Origin of the sequence: Micromonospora sediminicola (genome assembly GCF_900089585.1) — a bacterium.
In the GTDB taxonomy this organism is placed as follows: Bacteria; Actinomycetota; Actinomycetes; order Mycobacteriales; family Micromonosporaceae; genus Micromonospora; species Micromonospora sediminicola.
Genome location: NZ_FLRH01000003.1, coordinates 4611848 through 4636760 on the forward strand (window position 1 = coordinate 4611848; position 24913 = coordinate 4636760).

Here is a 24913-nt window from a genome sequence, read left to right on the forward strand (position 1 = left end):
CAGTGCCGGTCCAACTGGTCCGCGAGCCGCTCGCTTCTCCCCATTTCCGCACACTGCATCGAGGAGCCCGGGCATGATCACGACCGCGGTCGCCTGACCTCCTGATCCCCCGCGCGCGGCACCGCTGCCGCGCCGTCGCCGGTGGGGCCCTGTTCGCCGGTCCGCTCGCCGTCCGCCTCGCTCGGCCCGGCCGCCGCCCGCTGGCCGGGAACGGCGCCCGTACGCGGGGCACGGCGGATCCGGCGCAGCACGCCGTGCCAGTTCGGGGTCTCGGCGCTGTCGTCGAACGCCCGGGCCACCACCACGTCGGTCGAGGAGTGGGCCAGGATGGAGATGACGATGGTCAACGCGACGAGGTGGAACACCTCGTCCGCGGCGCCGATGCCGGCCTCCAGCACGAGCAGCCCGTAGACCACCGAGGCGAAACCCTTCGGCCCGAACCACATCGCCGCGGCCTGCTCGCGCAGGCTCAGCCCGGAACGCAGGAACGACACCCACAGCGCGACCGGCCGGGCCACCACGATGGCCAGCAGCGCGAACACCCAGCCGGTCCAGGGAATCTCGCCGAGGAACCCGGGCGAGATCAGCGCCCCGAACACCAGCAGCGCGGCCAGCTTCAGCAGCTCCGCGACGTTCTCTCCGAAATGCTCGAACGCGGCCCGCTCCCGGGCCCCGAAGGTCGCCACCGTGATGCCGGCGGCGAACGCGGCCAGGAACAGGTTGCCGTGGGTGGCCTTGCCCAGCGCCAGCACCAGCAACCCGATCGCCACCCCGTTCAACGGCGCGTACGCCGCCGACGCGGCGAAGAACCGGGTCCGCTCCAACGCGATCGCGAGCAGCGGCACCAGCACCCCGATCGCCAGGCCGACGGCCAGCTCGGTCGCCAGCTCCCCGAGGTGCAGGTCGTCCGAGCCGGCCGCGACGGCCAGCAGCACCACCACGAACGGCAGCGCCAGCCCGTCGTTCACGCCCGACTCCACGTTGAGCAGGTGCCGCAACCGCGCCGGCACCTTGTCGTTGCCGACCAGCGCGGCGGCGAACACCGGATCGGTCGGCGCCAGGATCGCGCCGATCAGCAGCGCCTCGGGCCAGTCCAGGCCGGCCACGTAGTGCGCCAACACGGCGGTGACCAGCAGGGTCAGCGGAAGACCCCACCCCAGCGCCCGGCCCGGCAGCCGCCACGCGCTGCGCAGGTCCGCCCAGCCCACGCGCATCCCGTCGGTGAACAGCACCGCGAACAGCGCCAGCTCCGCCAGCTGCGCCACGATCGGCGAGTCCGCCCGCAGGTGCAGCACCCCGGTGGTGCCCTCGCCGAGGGCGAAGCCGGCGACCAGGAACAGCGCCGCGGTCGACAGGATCGTCCGCTTGGCCAACGCCGACACCAGCACGGCGGCGAGCAGGACGACAGCGAAGGAGAGCAGCAGCACGGGAACCTCCGGAGGGCACGGCGAAGCAGGGTGCCGACCAGACTTCCCGGCGCTCCACGGATCCGGCCGATCATATCCGTCCCGTGTCCGAGGCGCCCTGTAGGTGCACGGGGGCGGCTTCCGCACCCGCCGGATCGTGAGTACGGTTACCGCTGGTGTGCCGGGAAGCCTGGTCGGCGTTCGTGATCGTCGTCGACCGGAAGGCCCCTGATGACCGCACCTGCCATCCGCACGGACCAGCTCACCAAACGCTACGGACGGCTCCTCGCCCTGAACGGGCTGGACCTGACCGTCGACGCCGGCGAGGTGTTCGGGTTCCTCGGCCCCAACGGCGCCGGCAAGTCCACCACCATCCGGCTGCTGCTCGGCCTGGCCCGACCCACCGCCGGCCGGGCCCGGATCTTCGACGTCGACGCCGGCGACGTGGCCGCCGCGCACCGACTGCTGGCGTACGTGCCCGCCGACGTCTCGCTGTGGCCGCAGCTCACCGGCGCGGAACTGCTGGACCTGCTCGCCGCCACCGGCCCGGGCGTCGACGTCGCGTACCGCGCCGATCTGGTCGCCCGCTTCGACGTCGACCTGTCCCGGCCGGCCCGGACCTACTCCACCGGCAACCGGCAGAAGGTGGCGCTGGTGGCCGCGTTCGCGACCCGCGCTCCCCTGCTGGTGCTCGACGAACCCACCAGCGGCCTGGACCCTCTGATGGAACTGCAGTTCCGCCGCGCCGTCGCCGAGGCGCGCGACAACGGACAGACCGTGTTCCTCTGCTCCCACCAGCTCGCCGAGGTGGAGGCGGTCTGCGACCGGGTGGGGATCCTGCGGGCCGGCCGGCTCGTCGACGTCGCGACCGTGCCCGAGCTGCGGCGGCTGCACCGCAGCGAGGTCACCGCCCGGTTCACCGGCCCTGCGCCCGACCTGGCGGGCGTGCCCGGCGTCGACCTGCTCGACCAGTCGGACGGGACGCTGCGCTTCACCCTGGCCGGCCCGCCCGGCGCGGCGCTGCGCGTGCTCGCCGCCGCCGAGGTCACCGCCCTCGCCGTACGCGAACCCAGCCTGGAGGAGATCTTCCTGGACTACTACGGGCAGGCCGCCCGGTGAGCGCCGCCGCACCCACCGCGCCGGGCCGCGCGGTCACCCGCCTCGCGGCCCGTCAGGTACGCCGCCCGGCGTTGGTCGTCGCCACGGTGACCGTCGGCATGTCCGCCCTCGTCGTCGCCACCTACGCCCGCACAGTGGGCGATGCCGCGGCGGCGCAGGCGCTGGCCGCGCTCGCCGGAAACCCGGCCGTCCGCACCCTGTTCGGTGAACCCGTCGCCCTGGACACCGCCGGCGGGTTCGCCGTCTGGCGCACCGGCACCGTCCTCGCCGTCCTGCTCACCACCTGGGGTGCGCTGGCGACGACCCGGCTGACCCGGGGCGAGGAGGAGGCCGGCCGCTGGGACCTGCTGCTGGCCGGCCGGCTGACCCCGGCGGCCCTGTTGGGCCGGCACCTCGCCGTGCTCACCCAGGCGATGGCGTCGACCGGGCTCCTGCTCGCCGGCGCGCTCACGGCCCTCGGGACGCCGACGGACGGGGCGCTGCTGCACGCCACCGGACTCGCCCTGGCCGGGCTGACCGCGGTCGCGGCGGCGGCCTGCGCCGCGCAGATCTTTCCCACCCGCGCCGGCGCCACCGGCGCCACGCTGGCCTTCCTCGGCGTCGGGCTGCTGGCTCGCATGGTCGGCGACGGCGTGTCCGCACTGGCCTGGCTGCGGTGGCTGCCCCCGTACGGGCCGCTCGCCCTGAGCCGCCCCTACCATGACGACCGCTGGACTCCCCTGCTGACGCAGGCCGTCAGCGCGGTGGCGCTGGCCTGCATCGCGCTGGTCCTGGCCGGCAGACGCGACGTCCGGTCCGGGCTGCTGCGCCCGCCGGCGGGCCGCGCGCCCCGACGGTGGCTGCTCGGCTCCGTCGGCGCCTTCGCGGTCCGGCGCGCGGTACGCCCCCTCGCGGGTTGGTCGACGGGCATCGGCGCCTACTTCCTGCTGATCGGCCTGCTCGCCGAGTCGCTGACCGGCTTCCTCACCGACAATCCTCGGTTCGCCGACCTCGCCGCCCGGGCCGGCTTCGCCGGTCTCGGCACCGTCGAGGGATACACCGCCACCCTCTTCGCCCTGCTCGCCGTTCCGGTCGGCGCCTTCGCCACCGCCCGCCTGACCGCGTTCGCCGCCGCCGAGAACACGGGACGGTTGACCCTGCTGCACGCCGGACCGGTCAGCCGCGCCCGCCTGCTGACCGCCGAGGTTGTCGCCACCGTCGCCGGCACCGCCGTCCTCGTGGCCGTGGCCGCCGTCGCCACCTGGGCCGGTACGACGACTGTCGGCGCCGGACTACCGCTCACCGCCGCGCTGGCCGGAACCGTCAACGCCCTGCCGGTGGCGCTGCTGAGCGCCGCGGCCGCCACCCTCGCGGTCGGACTGGCGCCGCGGGCGGTGGCGACGATCGGCATGCTGCCCACCGCGGGTGGGTTCCTGCTCACGGCGACGGTCGACAGCGTCCACGCCCCGGCCTGGGTCGGCTCGCTGTCCCCGTACGCGCACCTCGCCGCCGTGCCGGCCACGGCACCGAACTGGACGGCAGCCGGCGTCATGGTCACCGGTGCCGTCGCCGTGATGTCAGCGGGAAGCTGGGCCTATGCCCGGCGGGACCTGCGGCTCTGACGGCCGGCACGACCTCAGCGACGCCGGCCGTCCCGCCACCGGTCGATCAGGACCGGCAGTTCCCGCCAGAGGTAGTCGTAGAAGTCGCGCATCTCGGCGAGGCGGGCGCCGGCGACGCTGTCCGCGCCGGTCGCGGTGATGCCTTCCTCGGCGGCTTCCCGCATGGTTCCGATCATCGCGTTCTGACCGGACATGAGCGTCGCCCACGCGCCCTCGCGGAGCCGGAAGTGCTCCCGGCGGCTGCCGGGGGCGGGCACCCGCTCGATCAGCCCGACGGTCGACAGCGACTTGAGCGCGGTGGACACGCTGCCGGAGCTGATGGTGAGGGTGTCGGCGATCTCGCCGGCGGTCATCGTCTCCCGCTCGGTGAACAACAACGCCGCGAGCACGCGGGCGGTCATCCGTTGCAGGCCACCCTCGGTGAGGGCCAGCGCCAGCCGCTCCGCCGGATCGCTGAGTGCCATCCGCGTCCTCCCTACTCGATCTGGCGGATCTTAACATCTCTTACTCTTCAGAATTCTTTGAAACTTCGATACTCTGCAAGACATGGGCGATGTGATCCAGCTGGAGAAGTTGACCAAGACGTACGGACGCCGCAGGGGCCTGGTGGACCTGGACCTCTCGGTGGCCGAGGGTGAGGTGTTCGGCTATCTGGGCCCGAACGGCGCCGGCAAGTCGACCACCATCCGCGTGCTGCTGGACCTGATCCGACCGACCAGCGGACGCGCGCTGCTGTTCGGAGACGACCCGCGCCGGCACGCCGTGGCGCTGCACCGGCGCGTCGGCTACCTGGCCGGCGACGTCGTCGTCAACCCGCGGCAACGGGTAGCCGAGTGCCTGACCTTCCTGGCCGGCCTCCGCGGTGACACACCGAGGGCCCGCATCGACGAGCTGGCCGGGCGGCTGGAGCTGGACCTGACGGCGCGCATCGGCGCCCTGTCGAAGGGAAACCGGCAGAAGGTCGGCCTGGTGCAGGCGTTCATGCACCGCCCGGCCCTGCTGATCCTGGACGAGCCGACGTCGGGGCTGGACCCCCTGGCGCAACAGACCTTCCTCGACCTGGTCCGCGAAGCCAGAGCCGCCGGGCAGACGGTGTTCATGTCGTCGCACATCATGAGCGAGGTCGAGGCGGTCGCCGACCGGGTCGGCATCATCCGGGAGGGCCGCCTCGTCGCGCTCGACACGGTGGCTCGACTCCGCGACCGCAGCGTGCACGAGTTCCACGTCACCTTCAGCGGCCCGATCGACAGATCCGCGCTCGCCGCCCTCCCGCAGGTGTCCGACCTGACCGTCGACGGACCGACCGCGAGATTCCAGCTCGCCGGCACCCCCGACGAACTCATCCGCGTCCTCGCGCGGCACCGGGTCGCCGCGCTGCGCGCCACCGAACCCGACCTGGAACAACTGTTCCTCACCTACTACCAGGCCGACGCCGCGAGCAAGGAGACCACCCATGCCTGACGTCCTGACCAAGACCCTGTGGGACGGCCGGCGCGGCCTTGCCGGTTTCGCCGCCGGCACCGCCCTGATCGGCGCCGCGTACGCCGGTTTCTACCCCCAGGTCGCCGACGGCGCGATGGGACAGACCGTCCAGGGCTTCTCCCCCGCGCTACGCGAGGCACTACGGATGGACGACCTCGCCTCCGCCGCCGGGTACCTCGGCTCCAGCGTCTTCGGCATCATCGTGCCCCTGGTCGCCGTCATCTTCGGCATCACCACCGGCACCCGCGCCATCGCCGGCGACGAGGAGGCCGGCTACCTCGACCTGCTCCTCGCCCACCCGGTCGGCCGAACCCGACTGCTGCTGCACCGCTTCGCCGCGCTCACCGTCGGCGCCACCCTCATCGCCGGAGTGGTCCTGCTGGCCATGCTCGCCGTCCGGCCCGGCGCCCGGCTCGACAGCATCAGCGCCGGCCAGTTCACCGCCCAGTGCCTCGCGCTGGCACTGCTGATCGTCGTCTTCGGAACGATCGCGATGACCATCGGCGCGGCCACCGGCAGCCGGCCCGCCGCACTCGCGGGCACCGCAGGCGTCGCCGTCCTCACCTACGCCGCCGGCACCGCAGCCACCCAGCTCGACGCCGACGCCCTCCGTTACGCCTCCCCCTTCCACTACTACATCGGCGGAGAGCCGCTCCGGAACGGATTCCAATGGACCGACCTCGGGGTCCTGACCGCCGTCGTGGCGGTGCTACTGAGCATCGCGGTGAGCACATTCAACCGGCGCGACCTGACCAGCTGAGACGGTCGAAGGACAAGTTCGTCGCTGTCGTGGAACCCGTCCGATGATGGACGCGCCTCGGGCGGCCGGCGCTAGCGGCAGCCTTAATGGGATGCGGCACCGCGGGGACGGCCGGCTCCGGCCGAAGCTGATGCCATCTCGCTGCGGCGATGTGCGTCGTACTTTCGCCTCCCGTCGCCGACCGGGACAGCCAGCCTGCCGGATCCGGTCGGCGTGACGTCTGCCGGTCCGGGGCTCCGGGCCGCGCTGATCCTCGCGCTCCGGAGCCCCACCGGGTCACGCCGTCGTCATGTGACGAACGCGTTCGCCCTTCGCGAACTCCTCGACCATCTTGGCGCAGAAGGCCGGAAGGTCGCTGGGGTTGCGGCTGGTGATCAGGCCGTTGTCGACCTGAACCTGTTGATCCACCCAGTTGCCGCCCGCGTTTCGGATGTCGGTGCGCAGGCTGGGGAACGAGGTCACCGTCCTGCCGTTGACCATCCCGGTCTCGACCAACGACCAGGGGCCGTGGCAGATCGCGGCCACCGGCTTCTGTTGCTCGAAGAACGCCCGGACGAAGTCCATCGCCTGCTGGTTCATCCGGAGCCGGTCGGGATTGACCGTCCCACCCGGCAGCAGCAGCCCGTCGTAGTCGGCCGCATCGGCCTCGTTCACGGTCCGGTCCACCCGGTAGCGGTTGGCCGGGTTGATGTCCTGGTTCATCGACTGGATCTCGCCGGAATTCAGTGAGACCAGGTGGACCTCGGCCCCCGCCTGCTCCGCGGCGGCCCTCGACTGGGTGTACTCCACGTCCTCCACCCCGTCTGCGGCGAGGCAAGCAACCCGCTTGCCGGTCAGTCGCTGCTGGCTCTGTGCCATTTTCTGCGGCCCCCTTCGTGGTGCCGCCCGGTCGGCGGCACATCGTTCGCTCGCGGCCGCCTTCCCGGTGTCGGGACCGCAAAACGGGCCACCGCACGGCGCCCAAGGGCGGACAATCCCCACATACGATCGCCGCTGCGCGGAGAGGGGTCCGGCCTGGAGAGTGCTTCCTGTCGCAGCGGGAAAGCATTCAACCCACTGGCATCCAGGCTCCGGAAAGGCACGACATGACCCTCGCCGCCGACGCGATCGAACTGCCGTCCGGCCAGACGATGCCCGTGCTCGGCCAGGGCACGTGGTACCTGGGTGAGCGCCCCGAGAGGCGACGGGACGAGCTGGCCGCCCTGCGCACCGGGCTCGACCTGGGCATGACCATGATCGACACTGCCGAGATGTACGGTGATGGCGCCTCCGAGGAACTCGTCGGCGAGGCGATCGTCGGACGACGCGCCGACGTGTTCCTGGTCGACAAGGTCCTGCCGTCCAATGCCAGCCGACGGGGTACGGTGCAGGCCTGCCGCCGCAGCCTGCGACGACTCGGCGTCGACCACATCGACCTCTACCTGCTGCACTGGCGCGGCAGCCATCCGCTCGCCGAGACGATCGAGGCGTTCGGCGAACTCGTCGAGGCCGGCGACATCGGCCAGTGGGGCGTGAGCAACTTCGATCTTTCCGATATGCAGGACCTCCTCGAGGCGGGCGGAAGCGCCTGCGCGACCAACCAGATCCTGTACAACCTCACCCGCCGCGGTCCGGAATTCGATCTGCTGCCGTGGCTGCGCGAGCACCAGATCCCGGTGATGGCCTACTCGCCGATCGAGCAGGGCAGGCTGCTCGGCCACCCCCAGGTCGCGGAGGTCGCCGCCCGGCACGAGGCCACGGCTGCTCAGGTCGCGCTGGCCTGGCTGCTGCGGCAGGGGCGCATAGCGGCCATCCCCCGGTCGTCCAACCCCGAACACACCCGGGAGAACGCGGAAGCGCGCGACCTGTATCTCGCTGAGGAGGATGTCGCGGCACTCGACACGGCGTTCCCCGCGCCGGCCGGCCCGCAACCGCTGGAGATGCTGTAACGGCCGGGAGATCCGGCGGTGGAGCGCGAGTTGTCGGTGGCGTCCGGTTCGGCCAGCCCGCGTCCGCCTCCGGGACATCGCGGCGCAGTGGCTGGCGAACCGAGTCCCAGCGCCCTCGCGGCCCCGACGGCGCTGGTGTGGGCTCAGGGGTGGAACTCCCCACGGGTGCGGGGCAGCCACTCGGGGTGGTGGTCACGCAGATAACCGATGAGCCCCTCACGCACGTCGCAGCGAAGGTCCCACGCGCTCGGTCCGTCGGCCGCCGATGCCTGGACCTGGACGACGACGGTCTGGGGCGTCGCATCCACCATCTGCAGCACCCACTGGTGCCGATCCCACAGTGGTGACGACTCGACGATCCGCCTGGTCTCGGCGCGGAGGTCGTCCAGAACGGCGGTGTGATCGACGTGGAGCCGGGTCTCGCCGACCACCCGCGTCTCGTGCCGGGTCCAGTTCTGGAAGGGGTGCTCGGTGAACCACGTGGTGGGCAGGATGAGCATCCGGTCGTCCCACAGGCGGATGACCACGTTGGTCAGCTTCACCTCCTCGACGCGCCCCCACTGCCCGTCGACCACGATCACGTCCCCCACGTGGAGTCCGTCGGCGAACGCGACCTGGATGCCGGCGAAGGCGTTGCCGAGCGCGGTGCGTGCGGACAGTCCGAGCAGCGCGCCGACGACACCCGCCGAGGTGAGCACGGACAGCCCGATCGTGCGCACCGGAGGGAACGTGGTGAGGACCAGGCCGATCGCCACGACCGTCACCACGACAGAGGTGAGGCGCCGTACCGGTCGGATCTGGGTGCGCGCCCGGCGGATCCGGCGATCGGCCCGCGTCTCGCCCGGCAGCCGGCTGAAAGCGGCCCTCTCGGCGATGTGCAGGGCGCGAAGCACCAGCCACGTCACGCTCGCGATCAACAGCACCACGACGACGCGTCGGACGAAGGAGGGTACCGCGCCGGGGTTAACGCGGGTTCCGACATACAGCGCCGCGAGAAGCAGCACGGCGACGGCGGGGCGGCGGGATGCGCGGTACAGCGGCGCGAGCAGCCAACGGTAGCTGCTGCGACCACCGGCGCGACGCTGGACCAGCACGCCGGCCAGCAGGCCCGCTGCGACCACCACAGCCACCGCGACCACCAGGACCGTCCTCGTGGTCACCAACCGACTTTCCCGCCACCGGCGACCGTCATCGGCACTCCCGTCCGGCACGTGCAGCACATGCCCCGTGGGTCACGACTGGCCCAGGTTGGTGACCAGGTTGACGGCGACGGCCAGGATGCCGGTCCCGAAGGTGTACGAGAGCAGCGCGTGTCCGAGTGCCATCCGGCGCATGCGGTTGCTGGTCGGCTCGTTCTCTCCCGGGGCGTAGGACATGCCGACCGTGAAGGCGACGTATGCGAAGTCGGCGTACGCGGGAGGATCGTCCCGCCCGAAGTCGATGCCACGGCCGTCGCCGCGGTAGTACATCCGGGCGTACTTGAGCGTGAACACCGTGTTCACCAGCATCCACGCCAGCACCACCGCGACGACGCTGAGGATCACCAACGTGACAGCAACCATGTCCTGCTGGTCCGAGGCGCGGACGAGCGCCTCGGCCACGGCGACGAGACTGACAACGGACGCGATCAGGATCGCCGAGTCGGTGGAACGGGAGCGCTGCTCCGCCTCGGCAAGCTGCTCGGTACGCTGCGGGCTCGCCGACCAGCAGGACCGCCACACCCACACGAGGATCGTGCCCGCCGCGATCGTCCAGATCACCAGTGGCGTCAGTTCCGGCGCCCCGACCAGGGCGGTGACCGTGCCGGCGACCACACCGACGACCAACGACCACACGGCACGCCTGACTGACAGCAGGCGCCCCAGGTCCCGTCCTGCCGATCGCTGCTCCATCCGTTCAGCGTTCCGGCCAGGCCGGGTGGGGCACGGGAAACCTGGAGCTATCACCGGATTGGGCGTGAGTTCCTGGGATCGCGACGGCGGCGCGGGCCGAGTGGTCGTCGCGACCGCCCCTGAACCTGTCCTCCGTAGCCGCCGCGTCCCGCTCGTCAGGCTTTGAGCACCACCTTTTCGCACTGGTCCTGTTTGTTCTTGAAGATCTCGAAGCCACGTTCCGCCTCTTCGAGCGGCAGGGTGTGAGTGATCACCCGGGTCGGATCGATCTCGCCGCGCTCGATGCGCCGCAGCAGCGGCTTCATGTAGCGCTGCACGTGGCACTGCCCCGTCCGCAGGGTCAGCGCCCGGTTCATCCACGCGCCGGCGGGGAACTTGTCGAGGAAGCCGCCGTACACGCCGATCACCGATACGATGCCGCCGCTGCGGCACGACATGATCGCCTGGCGTAGCGCGTGGGGGCGCTCGGTCTCGGAGCGGACCGCCTGTTTGACCCGGTCGTACGCGTGGATGTGCGCGGCACCGTGGGTGGCCTCCATGCCGACCGCGTCGATGCACTTGTCCGGTCCCCGCCCGCCGGTCAGTTCCAGCAGCCGGGACCGCACGTCGACCTCGTCGAAGTTGATCGTCGTGTGGCCCGCCCGTTCCGCCATCTGCAGCCGGTACGGCTCCTTGTCGATGGCGATGACCTTCGCGGCGCCGAGCACCCGGGCACTGTCCATGGCGAGCTGGCCGACCGGTCCGGCACCCCACACCGCCACCACGTCGGTCTTCTGAATGTCACATAGGTCGGCGCCCATGAAGCCGGTGGGCAGGATGTCGGAGAGGAACAGCACCTGCTCGTCGGTCAGGTCAGACTCGATCTTCAACGGACCGACGTCGGCGAACGGCACCCGCGCGTACTGCGCCTGACCGCCCGCGAACCCGCCCGTCAGGTGCGAATAGCCGAAGATCCCGGCTACCGGATGGCCGAACATCTTCTCGGCGATCCCGGCGTTGGGGTTGGAGTTCTCGCAACAGGAGTACAGCTCGGCGGCGCAGGCGCCACAGTTGCCGCAGGCGATCGGGAACGGCACGACGACCCGGTCGCCGACCCGGAGCTTGTTCAGGGGTACGCCCGAGCCGACCTCGACCACCTCGCCCATGAACTCGTGGCCCATGACGTCGCCGTCCTGCATGGTGGGCACGTATCCGTCCACCAGGTGCAGGTCGGAGCCGCAGATCGCGGTGGAGGTGATCTTGACGATCGCGTCGCGGTTGTTCAGGATCTTCGGGTCCGGTACGTCACGGACCTTGACGTTGTTGCGGCCCGCCCAGGTGTTCGCCCTCACGCCCCCGCCCCCTTCGCCAGCTCGGCGTCCGACAGCGGTTGCGCCGGACGCTGTGGGAACTCCCTGCGAGCCCGCTTGCCCCACGGTGCGCCGTCGGAGCGGACCACCTCGCCGGTCTCCAGCACCTGCTTGAGCCGGCGCAGATCGTCGTCGAGTTGCTGGTGCGGCTCCTCGCCGAAGTACTTGGCGACCGCCTTGCCGACCGCGCCGCCGGGGATGTCGTAGGTCAGGAGCACGTGCACCTCCGTGCTCACACCGTCCGGGGCGGGCACGAACCGCACCGTACCGGCGTTCGGCACGTCTGCCTTCCCGATCGACCGCCAGGCGATCTTCTCGCCGGCCACGTCGCCGATGATCTCGGCGTCCCACTCGACGTTCTTGCCGAACGGAGCGTTGGCGGACCAGTGGCTCGTCCGCTCACCGGTGGGCCGGACCTCTTCGAGATGAGCCATGAAACTCGGCAGCTTGTCCAGGTCGCGCCAGAACGCGTAGACCTCCGACGGGGGCTTGCGAACGGTTGTCGTGGCTGTCAGCTCCATGGGTCCTCCTCTGCGTGCGCCTCGTGTCGCCGACGCGGAGCCGGCCTCCTTCGCCCGGGTGGCGTGCACGGCGGTCAGGAGATCCAGCACCGTGATCCCGAGGACAGCGCCGGTGACACCGACGAGTCGCCGCCGGCGGCGACCGCCCCGATGAGCGAGGGCCAGTCCGAGCGAGGCCAGGTCCATCGCGTCGCCCACGACCCGGGTCCACGCCCAGAAGCCCTTCCGCCGGCTCGTCAGGAGCCCGGCGGCGTGTACCAGCTCCCGCGCTCCGACCAGCGGCACCATGACTCGAGATGTCGCAGAGTCGTCCACGCCGCTGATTCGGCGCACCGTGTCCGGTGCCGCCAACTGCGCCACGCCCAGACCGGCACTCATCCAGCCGAGCCCGCGCCCCCGCCGCCGCACCTCCTCCTGCCTGGCCTTCCCTACCTCTCTGACCGCAAGTCGTGTCACGGGTGGCCTCCCTGTCCGGTCGCGCCTGGCCGAGCATTTCGATCCCCTTGGGAACGGGGTGGCGGATTGGCGGGGCCGGCATACCCCCCGCCGAGCGCCTGAACCCTGCCGGATCGGCCGTTGCCCCGATCGCACAGCAGGCGCCGGCCGACGGTCCACGCGACCAGCGGCACCCGCGAAGGCAGCAGATCTCACCAACACCGCTGAGCCGTTTGACGCCTCGGCACACGGGTAGACCGCGACCCGGTCCGAGGAGGTGGACCGAGGATCGGAGCCACAGATGGTGGGCTCCGTCCGGTCCGCATGACGGGCGAGGACCGAGGAGTGCGGGATGGCCGAACCGGAGAGCCGGGACAGGGACGCACGGGAGTCGCCCGCGCAACCGCGCGACCACATCGATCCGCAGCGCGACGCCGAGGAGGGCGCTGACGTCTCCGATCGGGGCCGGAACCTCGGCGCCACCGGCGGGCCGACGGGTGCGAGGCCGGGGGGACACCCCGCCCCACAGCGTGGCGAGCGCGACCTGCCCCGGCCGACCGGCGGACGCAGCAGCAAGACGATGTCAGAACCGGATGTCGTCCTCCAGATCCCGCAGGCCAAGGTCGAACAGATCTACGTCGAGGTCGACAACCTGGACGCCTCCGTCTCACTCCGAGCCCGCCTGGGTAGCCTGCTCCAGCTCGACGTGGGCGTTCAGGCGCAGCTCGGCACGGTGAAGATCGACATCAAGGGCGTCGAGGCCGAGGCGATGCTCGAGGTTCGACTCGAGGAACTCCGCGGCATTCTCGACAGCGCCCTGCACACCATCGAACGCAATCCTCAGATCATCGAGTCGCTGGTCAAGACCGTGGACACCGCCGTGAACCAGGTTGGACAGACGGCTCAGCAGGCGCTCGGGCCGCAGGGGCCACTGGCGCGGACGCTCGACCACGTCGGGCAGACGGCGCAGGAGGCGCTGGGGCCTGAGGGACCACTGTCGCAGACGCTGCACCAGACCGTCGGTGGTGGCCCGGGCGGATCTCCGGCCCGAGCCGCCTGGCAACGGATGAAGAGGATGGTCAACAGCAGCCAGCCACTGAGGCACATCACGGCGCGCCTGGTAGGACCTCAGGGGCAACAGCAGCAGGGCTGATCGACATACCATCCGGATGGGCGGTGTCGTGCCAGGACAGATGGCGGTCGTCGTCCGGACCGGCCGCCGGCCGGCCGGCCGGCCAGGGAACGACGCTCGCCTGCCCGGCTTCTCCACCGGGCAACCGATCCCGATGCGCCTCCGTGAGCACCCGGGCGATCCGGCTCGAGAACCTCGTCGAACTCGAACAGGTCGGCATCCTTCACCGAAGCCGTCCCGCTCGAGAGCATGGGCGCCCAGCTACCGGGTATCCCCGGGCATGGGTAGCCAACAGCGCAACAAGCATGACAGCGGCGGCGAGTCGGCGCGGGGCCGCCGACACCCGGGCAGCGGAGCACGAGGCCGGCAGGGAGCCACGGTGGAGCACTCGCCGAATCAGCGGCACGAGCGCACCGCGACCGGACCAGCCGGCACCGAACGCGACCACGGCCGGGCGAAGGCGGCCGGGGAAGGGCGGGTCAACCGCCAGGGTACGGGCTGAAGGCCCCAACAACGCGATCTTCGCCCCCCGACGAGACACGTGCTCTCATTCGGTTGCCGTCGCTCGTCACCCACGCCTGCCGGCCAGCTCGGCTGCACCAATGGCCTACGGCCCAACGGACGTGCGGCCACGGGCAGCGGCCATCACCGGGATGCGGCGCTGACGTCCATCAGCTCAAGCACCTCGTCACCGAGTCCATGGATCGCGATGTCGTCACGCCCGCTCTCCCACCGTTGGCGGTCGAGCACCAGGTTGATCTGCTCCTGGCGGGCACCGTCGAAAGCCCGGATCGTGGTGCCGTTCGACTGATAGCCGAGCGACCACGAGACTCCCAGCGACGGTGCATTGGTGGACCAGGCGGCGGACTCGGCGCGATCCGCTCCCAGCCCGGCGAACGCCAGGTGCAGGATGGCGGCCCGCATCTGCTTGCCGTAGCCACGCCGCTGGAACCGCCGCGCGATCCACGACCCCGTCGAGACGGTCCTGGTGATCCCGAAGTCCTGCGCGCCGATCTCCTGCACCCCGACGCACGCGCCATCGACCTTCACGGCCATCACCAGGTTCCATCTGCTCGGCCGCCAGTCCGCCAGGGACGCCCAGTAGTACCGCAGGAACGACCACTCGGCCTGGGGAGACGGTCCCGACTCCCATCCCGCCACGGGCGAACGCGCCAGAAATCGGCTCTGCGGATCGTAGATGCCCGCTGCCGCATGCATCGCCAGCTCGGCAAGCTCGTCCTCGCCCGGCACAGCCAGCTCAAGCACGGACGTCGTCACCCGCAGACGGCGCACGGGCCAGACCTCGGCCAACGTCATCCGAGCATCATGCCCTGTCCTGCCGCCCGCCGTCGCCCGAAGGTGTCGGCGGATCTCTGAGGAGGGCCGGGGTTCGGGCAAAGCCCCGAGGTCTTCATGGTTCTGGTCGTCCGTCAGCGTGACCGGCCGGGCCGGCGCTTTGCGGGCCGCCTTGATCCACTCGCGCTTCACGGGATCATCGGCCGCCCGCCTCGGCAACCGGGTGCAGGAGACAAACCGTCCGCTCTGCGCCGCAGAAACCGACTTGATCAGCCTCTCGGACGTGACGCCATGACGAACATTCCCCGCAAGCCGCGGCGAGCAGCAGGCATTTGCCGTCACGATGCTGTGCGCCGCGCTGCCCCTGACCGCCGGGTGCGGCACCTCGGAACCCGAAGTGCCGCCGGCGCCGGCGGCTGCGGCACCGCTCACCCATCCTGCGGTCGAGCGAGTGGGTGGAGCAAGCCAGATGAGTTGCGGAATCAGGCGTAACAAGCTCTTCGATCATGAAGGCGGGGCGTGGGCGCCGGGCTCGCCTGGCGGGGCGTCGAGGGCCAGCCTCAGCGCCGCCTCGACCGGATAGACCGGGCAGTACAGCGGAGTGTCTGTGGCCGGCGGGGCCGCGTCCTTCACCTCGAACGCCTTGCGGGCCCGGCCGAGGTCCGCGAGCAGGTCGGCCACTGACGGTTCCTTCTTCGGCTCCGGGGGCGCCGCCTCGACGGGTGCCTCCGTCTTCGGCGCCGTGATCGAGACGCCGAGCGCCGCCGCGGCGGCGTTGAGCCCGTCCTTCGGCATCGCGGCGGCCAGGGCCGAGAGGCGGCCGACGGCCTGGTCGGCGTACGTGGCGTCGACCGACACCGCCGGCAGCTCGAACCGGGTTCCGGTCTGAGCGCCGAACGGGGCGTCGCGGAACACCCGGTCGCGGTTCTCGGCGTCGACGAGCACGTGGCGGCCGTCGTGGAGGTCGGCGTACAGGTTGGCGGCGAGCACGTTCCCGTCGAGCAGCAGGTTCTGGTCGGGCACGGTCGCGCGGACGGCGATGCTGTCGGCGAAGGCGAGCACGTTGGCCTCGACCCGCATGACACCCCGGCCGGAGATGTCCAGCAGGCAGCCGGTCGTGGACTGCCCGGTCGAGGCCCGGCCGGTGGGGTCGGCGGCGAACAGGACCGTGTTGCCGCGGATCGTCCAGGGGCCCGCGCCGGGTGCCTGGATACGGACGGCGGTGCCGCTCGTGTTGACGACCACGTTGTTCTCGAACGTCCCGTACGCCGCACTGAGCTGCACGGCGCAGAACGCCGCGTTGGCGAAGACGCAGTTGCGCACGGTGATGCCACCGCTGCTGCCGCGCAGGTCGAGCAGCGCCGCCGACTGGGAATGGCCCGCGTCGAGGGCGCCGCTGTCGGCGTACGCGTTGTAGGTCGCCCCGTCGAACATGAACCCGTCAAGGATGAGGCCCTCCACCGAGTCCTCGCCGGTGAGCACCGGATCGCCGAAGATGCCCTTCGCCTTGGTCTCCGGAGTGAGCACGAAGCGCACGGGGTGTCGCCAGGGGTCGCGTGCGGCGAACTCGGCGTCCCACCCGCCCAGCAGCGTCAGGTTGCGTACGGGGATGCGCCACGTGCCCGACCGCAGGCGGCCCGTGTACTCACCTGCGGCGACGAGGATGCGGTCGCCCTCGGCGGCCTTTTCGAGGGCCTGGAACGGGTCGCGGAACGGCGCCTCGCGGCTGCCGTCCCCGCCAGAGGATCCGGCCCGCACGAACCAGTCGCGGCCGGCCGGCCGGGGCGGCTCGGGGGCCGTGACGTCGAGCACGGGCGCGAGGGAGTCGAGGACGATGGTGGCGCTCTGACGCCCGCCGGGCGGCGTGAGGCGATACGTGCCGCGGAGCAGGTACGTGGACTCGACGTCGAGGCCGCGCGAATACCGTACGGCCTCCTCAGTCTGGTGATGGACGAGGCCGTAGCGCGGGGCGAGCGCCCACCACGGGCTGTTGTCGGTGCCGGGCTCGTAGATGGCGACGCCGATGTGCGTCTCCGCGAGCTCAGGGAGGATCTGCGTGTTCTGGTCGAAGCCGACCCCGGCCCGCACCTGCACCGGGGCTCCGGCGAGCGCCGGGTCGGCCTCGTAGAGCCGCGCCCAGTCGACGGCCTGGTACGCCGGACCGGCCGCGAGCTCGGTGAACGGCTCCGGCGCGGCCAGGTCGGCGGGGTGCGCGCCCGGCGCCGCGCCGACCGCGAGGGCGAGCACCTCGGCCGGGGCGAGCCGGCGCATGACGGGCCGCTGAACATCACGGTCCGATGTGGGCGACAGCTCGCCGAGGCCGGCCGATTTCCGCAGCGCGTTGAGGGCGGCGATCGGCGGGCGCTCGTACGTGACGGCGACGTCCACCGTGTACGTGTCGAGCCACGCCGCCGGGAGCCCGGTCAGCTGTGGGTCGCCGACGGTGTTGCCGGCCGCCGAGCGCAGGCCGACGTCTTCGAGCTCCGCGGCGTACTCCTCGGTGAGCTCGGCCTCCGCGCCCGACACCCGGCTGCGCACGATGTCGCGCGGTGTGGCGAAGAACAGGTTGCGGTCGATGGCGATCTGCCCGACGTCGCACAGGCAGGCGACGGCCGCGTTGCCGCAGCCGACGAACACGTTGTCGGCGATCGCGGCAGCGCCGTTGACCCGTACGCCGACTGCCCGGTCGGCGCCGGAGCCGCGCGGCGGGTCGGAGTCGTCGTGGGCGAAGGCGAAGGTGTTGCGGCTGACCGCGGCCGGGGTCTCGGGGGCGCCGTCGCGGACGGTGAGCAGGCTGAGGCCGACGCAGTTGACGACGATGTTGTTCTCGAAGACCACGGAGTCGCCGCCGAGCTCGACGGCGCCGGAGCTGCCGTTGGCGAAGCAGCAGTCGCGGACGGTGATGCGCTTGCCGCGCAGGCTCACCAGCGGGCCGTCCCCGTAGGAGGCGCGCTGCAGGCCGCCCTGCTCGTCGTAGTCGTCGCGCCCGGCCCCGTCGAAGAACAGCCCGTCCAGGACGAGGCCGTCGTGGCCGCCGATGCCCTGGAGCATGTTCGGCTCGTTCGGGACGCGCAGGCCGGTCTTTGCCGCGAAGACCGTCGGTGTCTGCCAGGGGGTACGGCGGGCGAAGTCGGGGCTGTATCCGCCGAGCAGGGCCAGCTCGGGGGTGTCGACGACCCACGAGGAGCGCTCGCCACGCCCGGTATAGGTGCCCGCCGCGATGTGGATGCGGTCGCCGGGCGCAGCCTGCCGCAGCGCGAGCCACGGGTCGTGGAACGGCCGGGCCCGGGTGCCGTCGCCGACCGGGCCGCCCGCCGCGACGAAGAGGTCGGTCATGACTTCTTCACCTCGTCGTCGGCTTCCTCCGTCTTGTCCGCGAGCAGCTTGAAGCCCACCTTGACCGCGTCTCTGACCTGTGCGAACGCGGCGAGGCCCGTCTGCTTGTAGGGTCCCTCGGCCAGGTCCTTGACGTATTCCTCCTCGGTCGCCAGCAGCGACTCCAGGGATTCCGAGGCCTTCTTCAGCTCCTCGTTGAACTTCGCCAGCGTGCCCGGATCATCGGTCAGCTGGGCGAAGGCGTTGGTGCTCTCCTCCACGAGCGTGGGGAAGAGCTCGTCGTAGAGCTTGCTGGACTGCTCCTTGGCCGCCTCGGCCCGCGTGTCGAGCCCTCGGTCGAGGACGTTCTCCTTCATCCAGTCCCAGTCGGTGGCCCGGTAGTCGCCGGACGCGCCGATGCCGCGCCAGTTCCCCGCCGCCTCGGCGCCGCGGGCGAAGAGCTTGTCGATCCAGTCCTCGTCGAGCTGTTCGCGGGCCGCGGTCAGCAGCTTGATGTTGTCGACCACCGTCTGCTTCGCGGCACGCTTCTGCTTGGCCGCCATGAGGTTCTCCGCGGTGAGCTTCTCGAAGTTCTTGATCGCCTCATTGGCGGCTTCCTTGGACGACGGGTCCTTCATGAAGAGGACGATCAGGCGGGCGCCCGAGGTCGGGAGGTATTTGACGAGCAGGCTCTTGACGGTGTCCTGGATGGAGCCGAAGTTCTTGAGGAGCAGCTGCTCGACGATCGCGTCGTTGCTGCGCGCGTTCTTGAGGTCCTCCTCGCACTTCTTGATGAGCGCGAGGTCGGCCTCCAGGACCTTGCTCATCAGCGTGGCGACCTCGGGGACGTCGAGCCGGGCGACCTGCGCCCAGATCTTGCGCTCCCCGGCGAGGAAGTCACGCGGGCCGACCGCGGTCCACCGTTCGTCGACGGACATCGCGTTGGCCTGGCTGTCCTCCAGCACCGACCGGATGTCCGATTCGAGGCGCTCCATCAGCGCCTCGGCCTGCTCGCAGTTGGTTTCCCACCGGTCGGTCAGGCCGTCATAGCCCGGTTGCTCCAGCTTGGAGAGCATCTCCTCGAACAGCTTCTCCCGATCGGTGTCGAAGCGTTCCAGCAGATCCAAGACCTTGTCGAGGATGTCCTCCTCGAACCCCGTGGCGCGCATCCGCTGCTCAACGAGCTGCCGAGCGTCATCGACATCTTCCACAAATCTCAGCGTAGGAGCCCTCGGTCACCCGGGGCAGTCGTGAACCCGATCCCTGCCAGATCAAGGATCCGACCTGTGCCGCCGCTCGGTGAAGACTGACTCCGGAAGTCGTGGAGGTTCCCCGGTTCGCCGGAGTGATGAATTGTGAGACGGAACAGCAAGAAGGCCTCGACCCACCGAAGTGAATCAAGGCCCTGACCTGCTGTTTTAATGTCGGGACGGCCGGATTCGAACCGACGACCCCTTGACCCCCAGGACGTCGCGGTAGGCGTCTGCGCACGTCAGCAACGATCCGCCGGGTGGCATGCCGTCGGCGAGTGCACTGTCCGTATCAGTCCGAGCTGGACGTGTGGTCCCCTGCTGGTCCCCGGCCGGATTCAATGGACCGCCCTCGTAGCCTGCTTCGGAGCCGACCCGGCATCCCGTCGCGCAGGCCCCGCCCTGCCGGGCCGCGCCGACCTGGTCCAGGTGGAGCGCCCCGCCGGACGAACGACCTGGACCAGGTCGGCGCGGTCTGGTGGCCTCCGGTGCGCGACGGGTACCCGGTCGCGGCCGAGGCATCCCAGAGTCGCCGAGGGTCCGGGGCGAGTAGCCCCGGCCGCCGGAGGCTATCCCCGGGTCGTAGGGCCGGAGGCCCTACCCGCCGGAGGCGATCCACCTGGCCGCCGTCGGGCCGCGCCGCCCTCCATCCTCTTGACTCGCTCTTCTTTCTGCTTTATCTTCTTTGGCAAGCGGAACAAGGGGGGGCAGCATGGCGACAATCGAGGTCGATGAGGGAACCAAGCAGACGTTGGCGTTCGCAGCCAGGATGGCCAACGCCACAGAGGGCGAGATAGTCCGCCGGCTGATTGCTGCGAGTTCGCTGGGGCAGGCGCAAGAGGAGCCCAAGCAGGAGGCAGAAAGCGCCCAGCCCATCTACGCCGACTATGAGGGACACCGGACGCGGGGGCTGTACTACCCACCCGGGCGCGTCGAGATCATCGACGGGCCGCTAAGGGGCCAGTCGTTTAAGACACCCACAGGGGCAGCACGCGCGGTCGTCCGTCACTACAACCCGAGCGTGAACGACAACCGAAACGGCTGGGGCTTCTGGCAGATCGACAATGGCGGTGGGCCGCGAGTGTGGCTCCAAGCGATTCGGCCGAACGACCACTGATCTGACGAAGCGGCGTTAGCCCCGGAAGCGTCTCCGTGACGCTTCCGGGGCTTCCGCGTGTGCACTGTCACGGCGTGCGACGCCGGGGTCGCCGCGCCGGGAGCGCAGCGGCAAGGCGCGGCGTGCCCCGAGCGGCGCACTGCGGGCCGCTTGCGGCCCGCCTTGAAGACGTATAGAAAGTTCTCACAGATGCCCGCACCTGCCCGTGTCCGGTCTCGGGACCTGCGTGACACATCGGTGTCAGGACCTGGGTGACACTCCGCCGAGTGTTGGTGGAGATGAGCGTGATGGAACAGCGGTATCGAGCCGTCCAGGACGTGCTTGCCGGATCCACGGTCACGGACGTCGCCGAACGATTCGGGGTCTCCCGCCAGGCGGTGCACCGCTGGCTGGCCTGGTATCAGGACGAGGGCTTGGAAGGGCTGGCGGACCGGTCCAGCCGGCCGCGTTCCTCGCCTGGCCAGACTTCTCCTGAGGTGGAGGCGCTGATCTGTGAGCTGCGCCGGGATCACCCGCGATGGGGTGCCCGTCGCCTGCTCTATGAGCTTGGCCGTCGTGACTGCCCGGGTCCGATCCCGTCTCGGATCACCGTGCATCGGGTGCTGATCCGGCACGGCCTGGTCGATCCGACACCTCGCCGGCGTCGGCGTGAGGACTACCGGCGATGGGAACGTGGCCGGCCGATGGAACTGTGGCAGATGGACATCGTCGGCGGTATTCAGCTGGCCGATGGCGGTGAGGCGAAGGTCGTCACCGGCGTGGACGACCACTCCCGGTTCTGCGTCATCGCCGCCGTGGTCCGCCGGGCCACCGGTCGGGCGATCTGTCTCGCCTTCGCCGAAGCCCTGCACAGGTTCGGGATTCCCGAAGAGGTCCTCACGGACAATGGCAAGCAGTTCACTGCCCGGTTCGGCCGCGGCGGCGGTGAGGTGATGTTCGACCGGATCTGCCGAGAGAACGGCATCACTCACCGGCTGACCAAGCCCCGCTCACCGACCACCACCGGCAAGGTCGAACGGTTCCACCAGACCCTGCAACGCGAACTACTCGACGACGTCGAGGTCTGGGCCACCCCGGAAGAGGCCCAAGCAGCGATCGACGTGTTCCGGCACGAATACAACACCGAACGGCCGCACCAGTCCCTCGGGATGGCGTTCCCGGCCGACCGTTTCACCGCCCAGCCGGCTGAGGAACAGCTGCCGCTGCGGCTGCCGCCAGCGCTGGCCACCACCATCCCTGCACCCCGCCGGCCACTGCCAGCAACACCGGCACCGACGCCTCCAGCACCCGCCGGGCATGCCGTCGCCCCGCCAGTGCCGGTGGCCGCCAGCGGGGACGTTGGCCTGGCCGTAGAGGTCACCCGCCTCGTTCCCGCCTCGGGCAACCTCACCGTCTGCGGACAGCAGTTCTGGCTCAGCCCCACCCGCGCCGGACTTCCGGTGACCCTCTGGGCCGACACCACCGTCGTTCACCTGCTCGTCGACGGCGTCCGACTCAAGACCGTCCCGTCCCGACTTACCCCTGCGCACCTGCGCCAGATCCTCGCCGACGACGGCCAACCGGCCGGGCCACCACCGATCACCACCGGCACCATCCAGGCCGGCGCCCCGATCGAGGTCGAACGGCTCGTCAACGCCACCGGCCTGATCGGCCTCGCCGGCCGGCAACACCCCGTCGGCTACCACTTCGCCGGCAGGCGCGTCACCGTCCGCCTCGACCGCGGCCTCATGCAGATCACCGCCGACGGCGTCCTGCTGCGCAGCCTGCCCAACCCGCTGACACCGGCCGAAGTCGCCCGCATCCGCGACGCCCGCCCCGCCGGACCACCACCAACACCGGCACCCGAACCCCTGCGGGTCGAACGCCGCGTCAGCTGCCGAGGATCCCTGGTCATCGCTGGTCAACGCATCCACGTCGGCATCGCCCACGCCGGAACCACCCTCACCGTCGAAGCCGCCGACACCACCTTCCGCGTCCACGACGGCGACCAGCTCCTCAGCGAAGTGCCCCGCACCACCACCAAGCCCATCGCCCGGTTCAAGGTCCGCAAACCCGAACCACCCAGACAGAAGACGTCCACCCGGGAAGGGATGGCATGATCACCGGCGTGACCGAACCCCCCGAACTGGTCATCGGACTCCCCAACGACGACCATCTAACGGTCCGCGTCATGGGAAGAATGCACCCCGGCAGCACCGACTACTGGGACGGCAACTGGCTGATCAGCCCGATCTCGGCCCACGTGGGCGGCTTCTCAGCACAGCTCGCCGCCGGGCTACGTGTCGATGAACTACAGACCTTCCGACACGGGCTAGAGCTGATCAACCAACAACTACGCGGCGAAGCAGTGCTCACCTCACTTGAACAATGGATCTCACTGACCGTGACCTGCCGCCCGAACGGCTCGCTGTCCGTCACCGGAGAGCTTGCCGACAATCCCGGCATCGGGAACCGCCTGACGTTCGCCATCACCGGCCTCGACCAGACCAACATCCCAGCGATGCTCACAGCCCTGTCGGCACTCGAAAGTGCCTACCCACTCCTCGGGCAGCCCTGACCCCCCCGTCTGAAGAACCCGTCAGACGGCCAGTCGCAGGAAAACCTCCCTCAACTGATCGCCAGCTACCCTCACCAGAGTTAGCAGTCGTCTAGCCGGACGTGTCACCCACGTCCCGAGACTGACCTGTCACGCAGGTCCCGAGACTCGACAGCCCGCACCTGCCCGCACCTGCCCGTTGTCCCGTCACGGAAGATGCTTGACACTCGCGTCCCAACACATGCTTGACACCAGTGGCTGGCTGGTGTTCACAGGGCGCATTCGGCCACGTACGCGCCTACAGCGCATCAATCGTCGCTCGCGGAACGGCTTGCACCTGCGCTTGAGTCTGGCTGGGCTGTTCGGCCCACTGGTGAAGCGCCTTCCCGTGCTGGAGCCCCTCTACTATCCGACCCTGCCAGCGCCACCTCAATGAATTCCAGGTGCTTCTCCCGCAATGCCCTAATCTTTTGGCGACGATCGGCACTAGCGGATGCAAATTCAGAGACGCGACCCTCAATCGACTTCTTTTGCTCCGCTAGCGCGCTCAACCCGTGCTCAATCACTCTCAATCTTTGCTGATTCAGTTCCGATCCTGCATCCTCCGAAGAATCAATCAGGTGGCGGTGTGCGCGGTACTTGATTTCAAGAGCGCCTAACTCCGCAATACGTCTTTGCGTGCGACACTGCAGGATCTTTTTTTGCAGAATAATCCAACGAAGAGTCACGATCGGGATAGGCATAATCAAGAAGCGGATAATGTGAGCCAGCAAGCGGGCATTTGTCCGCACGAGCAGTTCCAGCGCGGGATTTAGCACTAGCGAGGATACGCCCAGCGCAATTCCCCACGAAATTACCTTGACCCAGTATGGGTGTACGGTGCCGCCAGCCAACGCCTCGAAGCATTTTGGTATCGCGAAGGCGTACACGGTGAGGGGCGCAGCCCACACTAGGCCTTGCAGGCTCTTCAGAATGCGTCGTTCACCCGGAACCCACTTCGACATGATAGAGCGAGCTTCCACGACGATCGCCAATGCCAAGACTGGCATCGTCTGAGCGCCGGTAGTCCAGAAGTCTGAATCGATCAACTTTCCTCCGAACCCGGGCAGCACGAGCCTTGCAGGCGAGGATTGTAGTAACCCGTTGCGACAACCCCCGCTGGTTGCTTCTGCTGCAGAGATGCGTTGATCGTCCAACACAGGCACAATGGCGTATGTGACGAGCCCTGATCCAGAGGCGGAGTGGTGGACGACGTCGGAGGTCGCCGAGTACCTCGGCGTCCAGGTCGGCACCGTGAGTTCCTACCGGAACCGCGGCCAGATGCCGGAGCCTGACAAGACGCTCGGCCGCACCCACCTGTGGCGCCCGCAGACGATCACGTCTTGGCACGAGGGTCGGCCTCGGCTCGGGAGTCGCGCCGCTGACGTGAGCAACGGTCAACCCTGGACCGTCCTGCAAGTCTCGACGGCGGTAGAGACCCGGGACGCCGCCGTCGAGCTGGCGCGCCTTGTCGTTGAGGCGAGGCTTGCGGCCGGTGCGCAGATCGTCGGGCCGGTCATCTCGGCCTTCTGGCACCAGGGCGAGTTCGGCACGGGCGAGGAGTGGCAGCTCCTCCTGAAGACGCACGCTCAGCGCTTCGAGGACCTACGAGCCTTCCTCCAGGACCATCACCCTTGGCAGAACCCCGAGATCGCGGCCGTGCCGGTCGTGATGAGTTCAGACGAGTACGCCGCCTGGGTCGGCAGGACGCTCCTGTTGGACGTTGAGCCGTAGC

Annotated in this window: 21 protein-coding genes; 10 read left to right on the forward strand and 11 right to left on the reverse strand. The window is 70.0% G+C overall.

Going from position 1 to position 24913, the window contains the following annotated elements; all coding sequences use genetic code 11:
• Positions 1 to 77: 77 nt before the first annotated feature.
• Complete coding sequence (locus GA0070622_RS21275; RefSeq protein ID WP_245666484.1) at positions 78 to 1427, reverse strand: cation:proton antiporter; 1350 nt, start codon at positions 1425 to 1427, stop codon at positions 78 to 80.
• A 210-nt stretch (positions 1428 to 1637) separates the two neighbouring features.
• Between GA0070622_RS21275 and GA0070622_RS21280 the strand changes: the two genes are divergently transcribed.
• Positions 1638 to 2525, forward strand: coding sequence for an ABC transporter ATP-binding protein (locus GA0070622_RS21280; RefSeq protein WP_091576626.1), 888 nt, complete (start codon positions 1638 to 1640; stop codon positions 2523 to 2525).
• A complete protein-coding gene (locus GA0070622_RS21285) occupies positions 2522 to 4126 on the forward strand; it encodes a hypothetical protein (RefSeq protein WP_091576629.1) in 1605 nt (534 codons plus the stop codon). Before GA0070622_RS21280 ends, GA0070622_RS21285 begins: the two co-directional genes overlap by 4 nt.
• A 14-nt stretch (positions 4127 to 4140) precedes the next feature.
• Here GA0070622_RS21285 and GA0070622_RS21290 read toward each other — a convergent pair whose 3' ends face one another.
• On the reverse strand, positions 4141 to 4590 hold the full coding sequence (locus GA0070622_RS21290) for a GbsR/MarR family transcriptional regulator (protein WP_091576632.1): 450 nt from the start codon (positions 4588 to 4590) through the stop codon (positions 4141 to 4143).
• Between the two features lie 82 nt (positions 4591 to 4672).
• Between GA0070622_RS21290 and GA0070622_RS21295 the strand changes: the two genes are divergently transcribed.
• Together GA0070622_RS21295 and GA0070622_RS21300 are read left to right on the forward strand one after the other, a co-directional pair.
• On the forward strand, positions 4673 to 5587 hold the full coding sequence (locus tag GA0070622_RS21295; protein ID WP_091576635.1) for an ABC transporter ATP-binding protein: 915 nt from the start codon (positions 4673 to 4675) through the stop codon (positions 5585 to 5587).
• On the forward strand, positions 5580 to 6368 hold the full coding sequence (locus tag GA0070622_RS21300; protein WP_091576638.1) for an ABC transporter permease subunit: 789 nt from the start codon (positions 5580 to 5582) through the stop codon (positions 6366 to 6368). The genes GA0070622_RS21295 and GA0070622_RS21300 overlap by 8 nt, the downstream gene beginning before the upstream one ends.
• 276 nt (positions 6369 to 6644) lie before the next feature.
• Here GA0070622_RS21300 and GA0070622_RS21305 read toward each other — a convergent pair whose 3' ends face one another.
• A complete protein-coding gene (locus GA0070622_RS21305; RefSeq protein WP_091576640.1) occupies positions 6645 to 7226 on the reverse strand; it encodes a type 1 glutamine amidotransferase domain-containing protein in 582 nt (193 codons plus the stop codon).
• Positions 7227 to 7453: 227 nt separating this feature from the next.
• On the opposite strand from GA0070622_RS21305, the gene GA0070622_RS21310 reads away from it, so the two are divergent.
• Positions 7454 to 8296, forward strand: a complete 843-nt coding sequence (locus GA0070622_RS21310) for an aldo/keto reductase (protein WP_091576642.1) — start codon at positions 7454 to 7456, stop codon at positions 8294 to 8296.
• 143 nt (positions 8297 to 8439) lie between these two features.
• Here the strand turns inward: GA0070622_RS21310 and GA0070622_RS21315 are convergent, their stop codons facing one another.
• From GA0070622_RS21315 to GA0070622_RS32895, 4 genes are all read right to left on the reverse strand, one after another.
• A complete protein-coding gene (locus GA0070622_RS21315) occupies positions 8440 to 9435 on the reverse strand; it encodes a mechanosensitive ion channel family protein (protein ID WP_245666487.1) in 996 nt (331 codons plus the stop codon).
• Positions 9436 to 9528: 93 nt separating this feature from the next.
• Positions 9529 to 10122: a DUF1345 domain-containing protein gene (locus GA0070622_RS21320; protein WP_245666489.1), complete on the reverse strand. Its 594-nt coding sequence runs from the start codon at positions 10120 to 10122 to the stop codon at positions 9529 to 9531.
• 221 nt (positions 10123 to 10343) lie between these two features.
• Positions 10344 to 11519: a zinc-dependent alcohol dehydrogenase gene (locus GA0070622_RS21325; RefSeq protein WP_091576644.1), complete on the reverse strand. Its 1176-nt coding sequence runs from the start codon at positions 11517 to 11519 to the stop codon at positions 10344 to 10346.
• Positions 11516 to 12058, reverse strand: coding sequence for an SRPBCC family protein (locus GA0070622_RS32895; protein ID WP_218060611.1), 543 nt, complete (start codon positions 12056 to 12058; stop codon positions 11516 to 11518). The genes GA0070622_RS21325 and GA0070622_RS32895 overlap by 4 nt, the downstream gene beginning before the upstream one ends.
• A 787-nt stretch (positions 12059 to 12845) precedes the next feature.
• On the opposite strand from GA0070622_RS32895, the gene GA0070622_RS21335 reads away from it, so the two are divergent.
• The gene (locus GA0070622_RS21335; RefSeq protein WP_091576649.1) at positions 12846 to 13646 is read left to right on the forward strand and encodes a hypothetical protein; all 801 of its coding nucleotides are present in this window, start codon (positions 12846 to 12848) and stop codon (positions 13644 to 13646) included.
• 624 nt (positions 13647 to 14270) lie between these two features.
• Here the strand turns inward: GA0070622_RS21335 and GA0070622_RS32110 are convergent.
• The 3 genes from GA0070622_RS32110 to GA0070622_RS21350 all read right to left on the reverse strand — a co-directional run bounded on the left by GA0070622_RS32110 (position 14271) and on the right by GA0070622_RS21350 (position 19447).
• The gene (locus GA0070622_RS32110) at positions 14271 to 15353 is read right to left on the reverse strand and encodes a GNAT family N-acetyltransferase (protein ID WP_141684604.1); all 1083 of its coding nucleotides are present in this window, start codon (positions 15351 to 15353) and stop codon (positions 14271 to 14273) included.
• Positions 15354 to 15425: 72 nt separating this feature from the next.
• Positions 15426 to 18257 (reverse strand): right-handed parallel beta-helix repeat-containing protein, encoded by a 2832-nt coding sequence (locus tag GA0070622_RS21345; protein WP_091576654.1) that lies wholly within the window; start codon positions 18255 to 18257, stop codon positions 15426 to 15428.
• Positions 18254 to 19447 carry a hypothetical protein gene (locus tag GA0070622_RS21350; RefSeq protein ID WP_141684605.1) on the reverse strand — a complete coding sequence of 398 codons (1194 nt, stop codon included), beginning with the start codon at positions 19445 to 19447 and terminating at the stop codon, positions 18254 to 18256. Before GA0070622_RS21350 ends, GA0070622_RS21345 begins: the two co-directional genes overlap by 4 nt.
• Before the next feature lie 751 nt (positions 19448 to 20198).
• Here GA0070622_RS21350 and GA0070622_RS21355 point away from each other — a divergent pair.
• The 3 genes from GA0070622_RS21355 to GA0070622_RS21365 all read left to right on the forward strand — a co-directional run bounded on the left by GA0070622_RS21355 (position 20199) and on the right by GA0070622_RS21365 (position 23160).
• Positions 20199 to 20603, forward strand: coding sequence for a hypothetical protein (locus GA0070622_RS21355; protein ID WP_091576659.1), 405 nt, complete (start codon positions 20199 to 20201; stop codon positions 20601 to 20603).
• A 278-nt stretch (positions 20604 to 20881) separates the two neighbouring features.
• Positions 20882 to 22702, forward strand: coding sequence for an IS481 family transposase (locus GA0070622_RS21360; protein WP_245666118.1), 1821 nt, complete (start codon positions 20882 to 20884; stop codon positions 22700 to 22702).
• Complete coding sequence (locus GA0070622_RS21365; protein WP_091568513.1) at positions 22699 to 23160, forward strand: WapI family immunity protein; 462 nt, start codon at positions 22699 to 22701, stop codon at positions 23158 to 23160. The genes GA0070622_RS21360 and GA0070622_RS21365 overlap by 4 nt, the downstream gene beginning before the upstream one ends.
• Positions 23161 to 23447: 287 nt before the next feature.
• Here GA0070622_RS21365 and GA0070622_RS32115 read toward each other — a convergent pair whose 3' ends face one another.
• Complete coding sequence (locus GA0070622_RS32115) at positions 23448 to 24335, reverse strand: hypothetical protein (protein WP_141684606.1); 888 nt, start codon at positions 24333 to 24335, stop codon at positions 23448 to 23450.
• A gap of 229 nt (positions 24336 to 24564) precedes the next feature.
• Here GA0070622_RS32115 and cutA point away from each other — a divergent pair, with 229 nt between their 5' ends.
• Complete coding sequence (gene cutA, locus GA0070622_RS33580) at positions 24565 to 24912, forward strand: divalent-cation tolerance protein CutA (RefSeq protein ID WP_342672783.1); 348 nt, start codon at positions 24565 to 24567, stop codon at positions 24910 to 24912.
• Position 24913: the final 1 nt, after the last annotated feature.